Consider the following 13,064-nt stretch of genomic DNA (forward strand, 5'->3'; position numbering starts at 1 on the left):
GAGAACGGATGAAGTCATTATTAAAACCTGTTAGTGACTGGTTATTGGGTGAAACCAACCCTCAAGCTGTCAAGGAAAAAGAAGTTAAAAAAAGTTATACAAATCCCTTACCTTCTTTTGCAGACAAACTTGCTGTTGTTGATTTCAATGAACAAGAACAAGTTTTTTTATTTGCCGATGGTAATAGTTTGGGTTCAGGCTTTGAGTTGGGAGACATACCAGCTGAGGCAGCTGCCCCAGAATATCTGCAAGCGGTATTTGATAAAATACGAGAGACCTTTGCTTCTGTAGTTCCGTTACATCCCATTGATCCCTGGGTTATGCAAATGTTTGTTCAGGATGAATATTGCCTTGAGTTTGTCCTTGACCACATTAAAAAACAAGTACCTGAAAATCTCCTCAACAACTCTTTGACCAAAGACTATTTAAATCGACTTGGGGATTTATACAAAAAAATGACCCGCCCAGAAGGGTTATTCCTTGATCCCAAAACAGGCTCTCCCTATCGTGGCCGTAGACGTCGTATCCGTGTGCTTTTTTATCGCAAACTCACTCAATATAATTTATCTCGTGAACTGATATTACAAGAACATCAGGAGGTTATAAGTCAAATTGAAAGCAAATTACGTTCTCCAGGAATTGAGTTAAAACGTCTCTCAGGAAAGGATTATTATCAATGGTGGGTCAGATGGTTTAATCCTAAATCTGCCGATCAAATATTGACTCAATACCCCTACCCTGAACCGATTCCTGCAGGATTTAATTTATCACAAAATGTTTTATTTACCCCACCTGAAAGCAGCGACCAAGGATTTATTTTTGAAGGAGTAAAACAAAAAATTTTGTATGTCGATGGACTAAAAGAGACTCCAATCATTGGTCTGGTATCCCGTGAACGACGACAAGCTAATCCCAAGCATCGCTATGCTTTACTCGATACATTGCCTTCAGGAAGCATTTATACCATTCAAGTTGTATTCAGTCATGATGCAACCCTTGATGCACACTTAACTCGACTGGAAAAAGGGATAGTGGGTACCAGTTTAAAACCACAAGAAGTCAGGGATGATATTAAATCAGCACGTAATGAATTGAGTACTGGCAATCGCCTCTATTGGGTCAATCAAGCTGTGTTTTATCAAGCCAAAAATGAACAAGATGCACACAATATAGAAAAGCAGCTGCACATTATATTTAGCGAAGCAAAAATGCCGCTGATTCACTCGAATTATGATATTCATCCGCTAAATTCCTATCTCAATATGTTGCCTTTTAATTTTGATCCACATTATGCACGCAAATACTTATGCTTTGACCGCTTAATGTATGCCTCCGAATTGGCTGCATTACTACCAGTCTATGGCCGCAATCAAGGAGCAAGACATCTTCCCTGCTTTTCATTTTTCAATCGGTTAGGCGAGCCTGTTTTCTTTGATTTGCTGCATCATGACTTTATCAGCCAAAATTCCCATTGTGCAATTTTTGCAAACTCTGGTGGAGGCAAATCAGTGCTCATTGGATGGATGATTCAATCTCTATTAGCTATGAAAAACGCGCGTGTAGTACTGTTTGAAATGGGTAACTCCTTTGATCGCATGTTAATGCATTGCCAAAAACATGGTTTGCAAGCAAGGCAATTACTCTTATCAAACCAGAAAGATAAAGCAATACCGCTCAATCCATTTTGTGATGCATACAAAGCTCTGCCTGAAATCAGCGAGCAATCTGAAAACATCGCTTTAACGCTACAAAAACTCAAAGCAGAGCAATGCTTTCCCGCATCAGAGGAAGAGTTGGATTGTCAAAATGAATCCCGCTCTTATTTGGCTGAGTTGGCACTGGCTTTGCGAACGATGATTACTGAAGCAAATGTTCGTGAAGAAGAAAACTTTACTTTAGCAGATGAAACTTTGCTCATTGAAATTTTGAGTGATGCCATATATGACTCAGCACAAAAAAATATTCCGCAAATGCTCACTGAACATGTATTAAGCGCATTTGAGCGACGCATTGCTTCAGAAACAATCCCCCGTAAAAAGGAACGGTTGCATGATATGGCTGATCGATTGCGAAGTTATGTCATTAATACAGCCAAGGCACGCTTTTTTAATGTTGCTACTGAACCATTAGATGATTTCGATATTTTTCATATTGATATCTCCGCCATTAAGGATGATAGAGGTAAATTGGCTTTGGTTATGGTATCGCTGCTACCAAGAATTCTGGCTATGGCAGAACGTACTCAGAATGAAATTCGCCCCATGTTTCTCATCATTGACGAAGCCCATTTGCAATTTGAGATTGATGTCATTGTTTCTTATGCCACGCTGATTGCCAAAGTGGCTCGAAAATTAGGACTTTGGCTCATTCCTTTAACGCAAAATATTGCGGACATGAGTTCTGCCAAAGCAACCAAAATTCTATCACTCATCGAAACCTGGATTGCGTTGGGATTGGATGAAAATGAGCTCACTAACATTAAAAAATTCAAAACCCTTACCCCACAACAAGAAGCGCTTATTCGCGATATCGACTCACAAAAAGGGTTGTACTCTGAAGCAGTCCTCCTTGGTTCTCGTTATCAGGGATTATTTCGTGTCATTCCACCACGCTATCTATTGGCTTTATTAATGACTGAAAAAAATGAAAAAGCCGCGCGTAATGAATTGGAGAAAGAACATGATGTACTTGCTGCTGCTGAAATCATGGCTAAAAAATTGGAGCAACCCAAAGTGGCTTCTAATAATCGGGCTTATTTTTATGACTAATATCTTATATGCCAAAGAAAGCACAAGCCCACCTAGTCCTGTGAATACATTCACCATTGCTGCTCGCGTGTTGCAAAAGATTTTTCACAACAGCCACTATAAGGTTATTGGATCTTGTACTTGGTCAGTGGGTTATTTACCACCTAAATTGGTTGTAACACCTGCTGTGGAGCAATTCTTACCTGATTTGGTGATCACAGTCAGCAATAAGCCAGAAGAAAATCCCTGGATAGAAGCAAGAACACTTTATGAAAATTCAGCCACTAGAGCCTTGTATCAAAAGGCTTATAAAACCGCGACTGGATTTGAACTCGGGTTTGGCAATGACAGTGGCCAGACTACTGAACTGCATATCAATGATGAACGAACTCGCATAGTTGATGTCATTGGTAGCCCAGCCGGATTTTACCGCTTACCTTATCTTTCTCATAAAGCAGAGACCGGATTTGGCATACCCTATTATCTTGCAGAAGCCGATGCTGTGATGGACCGAACCGAAGCAGCAGAAATTTTGTATATGGCCACTCATCCTCATCTACTCATCAACCATGATATTGGTACGGCCACTCAACATTGGGGCTCAGAAATTCCAAGACTGATGCGTGTTACCCAGCCATATAACTTTAGGGCTTCTGTTGTTGCAGCCATGCATGCTGTCGATATTGTCACCAACAAAAATTCTTTGCATGTGACCAAATCAACTCGCAATTCTTGTGGAAAAAACTGTGCCGTCGCTAATGTAATTTATGACCCTAAGAACACTAAAGTGATTTGGCAAGAAGTGTATCCGCTAAACCGCACCATCCATCCTGGTGATGCCAATGATTTCGGCACAAAAGATGAAAAAGCAGGTAATGGAAATTATGTCTTTGTCCTGTGGCGAAAATATCGAGGCTGCATCCAAAACAAGGGCAAACTTGTGAATCTTTTAACCTTCCCCAAAGTGGAAAAAACTAAAAAACGATAAGGCTATTCTATGAAACGATCTTTGATTTTAACTTTCCTTATTCCCTCTTTTGCATGTGCTGATGGTTTTATGCCCAGTCAATCCGATTATTACTATGAACTTGGAGGTACATCCAATTTGTTTATACCTCCAGTGAATAAAGATCAAACCATTCGGATTGGTGCTGATGTTGATGGTCGCCTGGGATTTTCCTGTAGCGGTTTTAATCCTGTGGTTTCAATTACGAATACGTTTCAGGATCTGAAAAAATCAGCCATTAACATCCCCGGAGGTGTCATTGATAATCTTAAAGGCTCGATAGCAGGATATCCTCTTTACAAACTGCAACAGTCTATGCCTGCTCTTTACAACGTAATACAAAATGCTGCGTCCAGTGCCCAAAATGAGTTCAACATCAGAGTCAAAGATTGTCAGGAAGTAAAACAATCATTAGAACAAAATCAATCACCAATGGAAGGTATTTTGTCCATATCGGACAGTCAAGGCTGGTTAGAAGCTGCTAAACGCGCAAAGAAAGAGAATGTCGATGTCACCGAAACCGCTAAAAGTATTGCCCAGAAGCGTGATGATTATGGTCTTCCTTGGATTGGCCATGAAAAAGGGAATGCTGGAGGTAAATACCAACGACCTATTAAAGTAATTAATGATGTAGTGATTGCAGGTTATAACATTCTCTTAGAGAGAAAACCGTTGGATTCGCTTGATAAACCGGATATCAAAACACCAATGACTCAAAGTTGGCCTACTCCTACAGATGCTGCCAATTGGGCTGTAAAAGTTTTAGGAGATATTCAAGTCAGTACTAGTGAAAGTAAACTAAACCATGATGCTAAAGCGGGTATTGGCTTATCTTCCTTGTTACAAAGTTGTGCCAATGCCAATACATGTAGTCAAAATATTGCCAAAGCACTATGGAAACTCGTGAATGGTTCTTGGATTCTTACCGAAGACAATCTACGTAAAGTTAGTGCTTCCAATCTCCTGATTACAGATGAAATCATCATTACCATTCAACATCTTCCAAGAGAAGAGCAATTATTGACTGTCTCCAAATTAGCTGAAGAAATCGCAGTACAAAATATGCTGGATAATGCTTTGATGATGCGGCGAATTTTACAAGCTGGATTACAAGTCCAGGAAGTACAAAACTTAAAACCTGCTATGAAAATGGTGCTTTTTGCCTTGAAAAAACTGGACGATGACATTCATTCCCTGTCTTTTGAAAATGATGTTCGTAAAAAAATGATGACGGAAACACTGGGAACAATTATGGAAATTCGTCATCAGGATCAAAACAAAAACATCCCAGGTCAAGATCATGAACAGCCGACTGTGAAAAATGGTGCCATTTATGTTCAAGAAAAATAAAGGAGCTACATTATGATTGTCTTTAATCCTTTATCGCTCTATACCACCTATCTTGGTTGGCAACAATATGAAGTACTCTTTAATGCCTTGTGGCAAACTGGGCTTTTGTATCTAGGTTTTTTAGCGATTGGATATCGTTTCTTAAAAAATGTACTTAATCCAACAGGAGCATTCTTTGCCGTAGAGCATGCTTTAAATAACTTTCTCTATGAATTGGCGATTAGTTTTCTAATTTGCTGTCTGTTTGTCTATCCTTGTGTACCCTTGGAAACCAAAGCACTTCAGTTTAAACCTCTATGTGGCATGAAAAGTCCTACAGCTGCTGTGATTGGGGACAGTGGTACTACCTATGATGAAGCTTTTGCCGATCTTTTAACTAATCAAGTAAAAATTCCTATTGGTTTTGCTATCATCCAAAACTTCATGTCCAGTTTCACTTACAGTTTAATGAAAGTGACTGGCTGCACAGACAGTTTGCAATCCATTCAAGGTGATTTAGTATCTACCTATTTGCCTCAAGATATACGAAAACAAGCTTTGGAATTTCACCGGCAATGTTTTATTGAGGCCAAAACCCAATTTAATAGTGAGAAACATGAAGCAAGCGAACTGGACCCCATGCTAAAACGCTATGGTGGTGAAGACGATTTGAATTGGATGGGTTCAAAGATTCTGCAAAAAATGTATTACAGCAAACTCCATGCGCGTAAACCAGTTCCAGGATTTACCTTTAATCAAGCACCTAATCCTAATCTGGAAAAAGCAGCCAACCGTGGTGATATACCTCTAGAACAACTACCAGAAGAAGGTTACCCATTCTGCCAACAATGGTGGAATAAAATACGGGGTGATCTAGTCGAAGTATCCAACAAAGCAAGTTTTTATAATCGGCATCTGAACTACTACGCCATGCTTGAACGAGTACGCCAATACAAAACAAAGCATCCAAAAGCCTGGAAAGCAGACATCACTGCTGAAGAGTTCATAGCCAAAATGCTGCTCAGTGAGAGCAAAGACATGCAAATGAACTCAGTAAAAAATCTAATGGACAACAATAATGGAAAAATTGGATCAGCCATTACTCATACACTGGTTAACTCCGGTCAATGGATCAAATCATGGACCACAACACCGCTCAAACGTGAATCAATCATGCAAACCTTACCGGTGATGCAGGCATTTTTCATGTTCTTTTTAATTATCTTAACGCCGTTAGTTCTGTCACTAAGTTGTTATAGTCCAAGAGCATTAGGCAGTTTGTGTGCATTATTTGTGATGGCGATTTTTCTGCAATACCTCTGGCATCTGGTGGGCTTTATTGAACGCTCGGTCTTAGACCCATTAGGAGAGAATGATGCAGTTGCCGCCATGAAAAATATGGCTGTGATGTTTTATTTTGTCGCACCTGTATTGTTGCTTAAGCTCTCCAGTCACTTTGGTGGAGAGGCAGGTGCAGGATTAATGGATTTAATCGATGGCTCTGAACGAAATAGTGAAAGCATGACTCAATCAGGAATGCATGTAGCCAAAACAGGAGTAAAAATTGCCTCCAAGGGGGCATTATGATTTGCTTAAAACACATCCTTGCGTTCAAAAGCTTCGTTATATGCACGCATACTAATCAAACCAGCTTCATATTTCCTTCGAGCCTCAGAAACACTCATGTAGCGATTGTTAGGCTTATCTTCCGCAACACCAACAATTGCATTAAGCACTACAACCAAAAATCGAAATATCGTTTTCATTTGGAGCCTTCCCTATGATAAAAAACTACATTCGTTCAACCATTATAGTCATACTTCAAATTCTTTTACCAATCACAGCTTTACTCATCCTGGCACCATTGCTCATCAATACCAAGGTAATAAACTATTTACAACAACCAGTATTTCAACCCTCGTTTATTGTATTACATACACTCTTTTACACAAGTCTCATCCTGCTATGGACAAAGCTAGTACAACGCATAGATAAACAAAACCCAATAAATACTGAACAATATAAAGCTGCCCTTAAAGTACGATGGTATTTATTGGCACTCTTTCTGTTTATTGATGTACTTATGTTATGGCAATCACTATGACAAACTATCCAATTAATAATTTACTACGAGAACCGACAGAAGCATGGTCTGCGATAACTTGTTTTTCATTAGCATTTCTGGCTTACAGCCAACCTCATTTATTCTTGCTTACTCAAAGCATGAGTATCTATGCATTTATTACTCTAGCCATTCCAGGTCTTTATAGGGCATGGCAAGCAATAAGAGTAAAACGCTACCATCACCGATTATTGGCAATGCCGACTTATGCCCTTTCCACCTCAGAAATTCCTTTATCCAAAAACTGGTTATTCCTGGGTAAAGGATTTCGTTGGCGACCAAGTCATACGCAAAAACTTCATCAAATCAAACAAGTCAAAAATGAAAAGTTCATGCAAAGAGGATCTTGTTATCAAGCAGTACGGTGTTTTTGTCAAAACCATGAGCATACTCGATTAGCCAAATGGTTAAACAAACGCTCAAAGCTCAATCCCTTTAGACCGGATCCACCAGTTGGTGGAAGTCCATTCTTACATGGTGTCGGTGAAGAAGATAAACCTGTGTACATTCCTCAAGATGTCCGAGTCGGCCATACTTTTGTAGTCGGTACCACCAGAGTAGGAAAAACAAGATTAGCCAGCATCCTCATTAATCAGGATATTAGAAATGGTAATGCGGTCATTGTTGTAGATCCTAAAGGTGACCAAGACTTAGTGCGAGACATGATTGCGGCATGCGAAGTATCAGGAAGAGTGGATGATTTTAAAATCGTGCATTTAGGCTTTCCTAATCAATCAGCACGATATAACCCACTCAAAAATTATGATCAAATCAGCGAGGTTGCAACACGCATCACTGATGCCATCTCAGCTGAAGGTGAAGGAAAGCAATTTGCAGCTTTTGCATGGAAGTACGTCAATATTGTAGCTATTTGCTTGGAAGAAATGAAACAACCCATCACTTACCAATCAATTGCTTTCTATATTAGCAGACTCGATCAGCTACTTATGACCTATGCAGATACCATCCTGCCAAATCACTATCCCAACTATCATCAAAACATCGAGGAAATTATCGAGGAGCACGACAGTAAAATTGGTAAGAACAATAAAACCAAGTCTCCTATGGAACGCCATCAGGCAATTACTCAATATGTGAAAGAACACATCAACAAAACCATCAAAAATAATAATGCAGAAGCACTGCACGACCAAATCTTAATCGATCTCTACGATGCAGCCATTATGGATAAACACTATTATGACAAAATAACAGCCAGTGTTGGTCCGGTATTATCGGAAATCAATAAAAGTAATGCTTCTAAGATTCTTTCATCTAAAGCTGAGCCAGGAGATATTGAACTGATGGATGTCATTAAAAATAAAAAGGTGCTCTATATTGGCTTGGATAGTCTAACTAATCCCAATATCGCTCAGGCAGTGGGTAAAGCCTTCTTATCAGATCTGGTTTCTACAGCCGGTAAAATTTACAAAGAACCTAATGCTCGTTATACCTTAAATCTTCATTGTGATGAGCTTTCTGAAATTATCCAGGATTCTTTTGTAAAAATTCTCAATAAAGCGGGTGGAGCTGGGTTTCAAGTTACTGCTTATGCTCAGACCATTCAGGATATGGAAGTGGCTCTTGGATCAAGAGCTAAGGCAGAAGTATCTGAAGGAAATTTTAATACTCTTATTATGTTACGGGTTAAAAATGAAGAAACAGCTAATCTGTTGGTTAAAGTTCTTCCTCAAGTAGGAGTAGTTGGACATACCCAAGTTTCTATGGTTAATGATACGCCACATGGGGATGATGGGGTTTATTTTAATACGACAAATGAGGATCGAGTTCAGACTTCCTCAGTGCCAATGATTGGGATAGATGATATTGTGTCTTTACCTAAAGGACAGGCTTTTATGATAGTAAATGGTGGAGAAGTTTACAAAATTCGAATTCCTTTACCTTTAAGTTGCAAAAAACAGGCAAAAACACCTATGCCGGTATTCAGCACCTAATTCAATCGCGCATTATGATACAATTTATACTAATTACTAAATTTCAATCATCTGATGGGAGTTTAGATCTAAAGCTATAACCGACAAGTACAAAAATGAAAACCTTATCTAAGCGAACTGAAAAATATACTATTGTCTCTAACACATTATCGTGTATGAGCAATCAACAATTACAAGCAGTCCTGTCTACCGGAAAAGAGATGCATACTGGTATTGGAGGCACCTCTGTTCAAATAGACATCGAAAATATCCCAGTTTTTGTAAAAAGGGTTCCAATTACTGAACTTGAACTAAAACCAGATAACTTCATGTCGACGGCTAATATTTTTAAATTACCAATGTGCTATCAATATGGTATTGGCTCAGCGGGTTTTAGCGCTTGGCGTGAGCTTGCAGCACACATCATGACAACCAACTGGGTGATCAGTGGTAAATGCCCCAATTTCGCAATTATGTATAGCTGGCGAATTATCCCGAATTCTTTAAGTAAAACAGATCTTTCCTATTGGGAATCTACAGAAAAATATTTAGATTATTGGGAAAACAACGAAAATATCAAAGAGCGTATACATGGTCTGAATAGTACTAACGCTAGTGTTTTATTATTTCTTGAGCATTTCCCGAAAAATTTACACCAATATTTAAAAGAAGTTTTGTCATCAAGTAACACTGAATTAGATTCAATCAACTACCTAAAAAAATTGAACAAATCATTTGGAACGGTTTTAGAATTTATGCATGAAAATAGTTTTCTTCATATGGATGCTCATTTTCATAACATTTTAGCTGATGAGGATGACATTTACCTCAGTGATTTTGGTTTAGCACTGTCAAAGAACTTTGATTTATCAATGACCGAGCATAATTTTGTAAAAGACCAAGAAAATTATGATAGATGTAGTTATTCAGTCAATTTGCTACATGGTGTCCTAACAACCTATGCAGGAAAGGATCACTGGGACAAGACATTAAGTGATTACTTAGCAAATAAACAGTCAATTAAATTGCCCGATAAAATAAATGAAATACTATCTAAAAATGCACCTATTGCAGAAAAAATGCATACATTTTATAAAGAAATTCAGAAAGATAAGTCAACTCCGTATCCATCAAATCATATGAAGGAAATGCTCGAAATACTGCAGCAGGGAAAATATTATGATTCAAATTGAAAAAATAACGGGTGAACTAGCTAAAGCCTTATGTCAAAAAATTACAGCGGAGTTACCCGAGTACTTCGGATTACTAGAAGCAAATGAGCATTACGCTATAGGTGTTACAAAACGTATAAATTTCGCCACGAAAAAGGATGATAACTATATTGGTCTCATTTCAATTGATTTTCCTTATTCGAATAATGCCAATATTTATTGGATGGCTGTGAGACGTGATTTTCACCGTCAAGGTGTTGGAAAGCAATTAATAGACGAGGCTTGTCATTTTGCTATAACGCAAGGTGCTAAAACTATAACCGTTGAAACTCTAAGTCCTTCTGAATCAGAAGAGAATTATCTTAAAACGTACCTGTTTTATCAGTCGGTTGGTTTTAAAGCTCTTTTTGATTTAAAACCTGCCGGATATGAGTGGAATATGGCATATATGATGAAACAGCTTGAACCTTTAGCAATAAACCAACATGCAATTGTTATCAAAGCGCTGACGTTATCTGATATCCCCTTTCTGATCGATGCTTTTCAAAAAGCAAATTGGCAAAAACCTGCATCATTATTTGCAAAGTATTACCAAGAACAACAACAGGCTGAGCGAGTAGTGTGGTTGGCTTATTTTCAAGACCAAATAGCCGGTTATGTTACGCTAAAATGGACATCACTCTATGAACCCTTTGCTCATAAAAAAATCCCGGAAATTATGGACTTAAATGTATTACCTTCTTTTCGAAAATTTGGGATAGGAAGTACCTTACTAACAGTCGCTGAAGAAAAAGCAGCAAGTCAACACTCTCATGTTGGTCTTGGCGTTGGCTTATATGGTGGACAAGATGGAGGCTATGGACAGGCGCAACGACTCTACATCAAACGCGGCTATATTCCTGATGGGTTGGGAGTCACTTATGACTATAAACCAGTTGATCCAGGAAAAATGGTTTGTTTGGATGATGATTTGATATTATGGTTTACCAAAAAAGTGAAATAATAAAATGAAATTTCCCTATCAGCTCATCGAATTAACCCATACTTTAGATGAAAACAGCCCTTCTGTGCGACTTTGGTTTTGCCCCAAAGGATTGTTCATCATATGAGATAATTCCTATCGATGAATATGAGAAGGATGAAATGCTTTTTGTTGAGGCAAAAAAACTGTGTTATTCGATGAAAATCAGTTGATGTTTCCACTGTTGTCTCATGCATAGGTAAAGAATTTAAATAAGGAACCCGCTATGAAGTATGAAATAAGTTATGAATCAAACCCAAAATCAGAAGATATCCAATTATTAAATGATGCCATTACAGCGATAGCCAAACAAAAAAAGGGGATGAAGGCACTGGATTTCTTTGGGTTTTTTATTCGTAATGAGGATGGAACTATAGTTGGCGGATGTGGTGGAGATAATATGTACGGCGGCTTATTCGTTGGGCAGCTTTGGGTAAAAGAAACACTTCGTGGGATGGGGTATGGCACACAACTGATGCAAAAAGCAGAGGAACTTGCAGAAAAAAGTGGATGTAATTTTATAGCAGTGAATACATTTGACTGGGAAGCACTGGATTTCTATAAAAAACTTGGGTACTACGTTGAGTTTGAAAGAAAAGGCTTTGATAACAATTCAACATTTTATTTTTTACGCAAAAATTTGCGATGATGTTTTTGTTAGGCAAATACATTCATTGTAACCAAAAGATATTTTGAGAACGCATTTAATGAATATGCAACCATTGATAGAAAAAGTGCAACTAGGTGAGTTAAAAGCACAGCCTGAATTGCTCAAAGGCGGTGCTCTGCATACCATGATTAAAATAGAAACCAGCAAAGGTACCTATGCTATTAAACGGTTAAATCCACATATTACCGCTAAAAGTCATTTTAAAACGACCTATGAACACTCCGAGAAAATTGCCAATGAGATGGCTAAAAATGCAATACCTGCGGTTAATGCTTTAGCTTTTAATGATGAGTATGTCATCAACGTCGATAAAGAACATTATATAATTTACCCCTACATAACCGGTCATTTACTTGATGAGCCTAAGTTAACGCTTAAGCATGCTACTGCTATCGGCGAGCTGTATTCGTTAATGCATTCGGCAGATGTTCATCATACTGGAACGGATGAAGCCCAGTACGATTACTTTGAAGATGCGCATTGGGTAAAATTGATTGAGCGCGCCAAACATTCTAATTTGATGGCGTTATTGCCAGTCATTTTAGATTGGAATCAAGTCTATTTTCAGGCAATCCCAACCCTCAAACAAGAGTCAGTTATTACACATAGAGACATGCACATTCAGAATGTGCTTTGGGATAGTCACAGTAAACCACATATTATTGACTGGGAAAGCGCAGGCTTAATGAATCCTATGTTAGAAATAATAGGATATGGGTTGGAATGGAGTGGCATTATTTTATATCAGAAAGTAAATACCCCCTTTTTGAAGAAACTGATCACCACATACCATCAACATACTTCTAAACCATGGATAACATCTCCCCATCAAGCATTTACAGGATGGCTAGGACATTGTGTATTGGCATGGACTGAATTTAACATACATCGCATGCTTGGCGAGGTTTCTTCTGATGAAGCTGAAATATTAAAAGGACGCGAAATTATCGAAGAAAAAATGATATCTTGTATAAAATATATGTGTCCTTTCGGCAAGGCTGCGTAAAAAATATTTTTAAATTTTATCATTTAGGGGTTGACAGTGTTTTAGGCCATTTTTTCA

General features: G+C 38.3%; 11 protein-coding genes. 10 read left to right on the plus strand and 1 reads right to left on the minus strand.

Annotated elements, in window-relative coordinates:
* The first annotated feature begins 8 nt into the window (after window positions 1-8).
* The 4 genes from Lani_RS16780 to Lani_RS16795 are packed head-to-tail and all read left to right on the plus strand — an operon-like array spanning window position 9 to window position 6,669.
* On the plus strand, window positions 9-2,768 hold the full coding sequence (locus Lani_RS16780) for a conjugative transfer ATPase (protein ID WP_019234861.1): 2,760 nt from the start codon (window positions 9-11) through the stop codon (window positions 2,766-2,768).
* Window positions 2,761-3,735: a TIGR03756 family integrating conjugative element protein gene (locus Lani_RS16785; protein WP_019234860.1), complete on the plus strand. Its 975-nt coding sequence runs from the start codon at window positions 2,761-2,763 to the stop codon at window positions 3,733-3,735. Before Lani_RS16780 ends, Lani_RS16785 begins: the two co-directional genes overlap by 8 nt.
* A 9-nt stretch (window positions 3,736-3,744) precedes the next feature.
* Window positions 3,745-5,103 carry an integrating conjugative element protein gene (locus tag Lani_RS16790; RefSeq protein ID WP_019234859.1) on the plus strand — a complete coding sequence of 453 codons (1,359 nt, stop codon included), beginning with the start codon at window positions 3,745-3,747 and terminating at the stop codon, window positions 5,101-5,103.
* A gap of 12 nt (window positions 5,104-5,115) precedes the next feature.
* Window positions 5,116-6,669, plus strand: a complete 1,554-nt coding sequence (locus tag Lani_RS16795) for a conjugal transfer protein TraG N-terminal domain-containing protein (RefSeq protein ID WP_019234858.1) — start codon at window positions 5,116-5,118, stop codon at window positions 6,667-6,669.
* Between the two features lie 5 nt (window positions 6,670-6,674).
* Here Lani_RS16795 and Lani_RS20545 read toward each other — a convergent pair whose 3' ends face one another.
* On the minus strand, window positions 6,675-6,848 hold the full coding sequence (locus tag Lani_RS20545) for a hypothetical protein (protein WP_019234857.1): 174 nt from the start codon (window positions 6,846-6,848) through the stop codon (window positions 6,675-6,677).
* 14 nt (window positions 6,849-6,862) lie between these two features.
* Here Lani_RS20545 and Lani_RS16800 point away from each other — a divergent pair, with 14 nt between their 5' ends.
* The 6 genes from Lani_RS16800 to Lani_RS16825 all read left to right on the plus strand — a co-directional run bounded on the left by Lani_RS16800 (window position 6,863) and on the right by Lani_RS16825 (window position 13,007).
* The gene (locus Lani_RS16800; protein WP_019234856.1) at window positions 6,863-7,186 is read left to right on the plus strand and encodes a hypothetical protein; all 324 of its coding nucleotides are present in this window, start codon (window positions 6,863-6,865) and stop codon (window positions 7,184-7,186) included.
* Window positions 7,183-9,159 (plus strand): type IV conjugative transfer system coupling protein TraD, encoded by a 1,977-nt coding sequence (traD, locus tag Lani_RS16805; protein WP_019234855.1) that lies wholly within the window; start codon window positions 7,183-7,185, stop codon window positions 9,157-9,159. Before Lani_RS16800 ends, traD begins: the two co-directional genes overlap by 4 nt.
* 155 nt (window positions 9,160-9,314) lie before the next feature.
* Window positions 9,315-10,331, plus strand: a complete 1,017-nt coding sequence (locus Lani_RS16810; RefSeq protein ID WP_223499382.1) for a protein kinase domain-containing protein — start codon at window positions 9,315-9,317, stop codon at window positions 10,329-10,331.
* Window positions 10,318-11,313 carry a GNAT family N-acetyltransferase gene (locus tag Lani_RS20015; RefSeq protein ID WP_019234853.1) on the plus strand — a complete coding sequence of 332 codons (996 nt, stop codon included), beginning with the start codon at window positions 10,318-10,320 and terminating at the stop codon, window positions 11,311-11,313. The genes Lani_RS16810 and Lani_RS20015 overlap by 14 nt, the downstream gene beginning before the upstream one ends.
* Before the next feature lie 244 nt (window positions 11,314-11,557).
* Window positions 11,558-11,980 (plus strand): GNAT family N-acetyltransferase, encoded by a 423-nt coding sequence (locus Lani_RS16820; protein WP_019234852.1) that lies wholly within the window; start codon window positions 11,558-11,560, stop codon window positions 11,978-11,980.
* A gap of 58 nt (window positions 11,981-12,038) precedes the next feature.
* Window positions 12,039-13,007, plus strand: coding sequence for a phosphotransferase (locus tag Lani_RS16825; protein WP_082654133.1), 969 nt, complete (start codon window positions 12,039-12,041; stop codon window positions 13,005-13,007).
* The last annotated feature ends 57 nt before the right edge of the window (window positions 13,008-13,064 follow it).

Source organism: Legionella anisa (assembly GCF_001467525.1).
GTDB lineage: Bacteria > Pseudomonadota > Gammaproteobacteria > Legionellales > Legionellaceae > Legionella > Legionella anisa.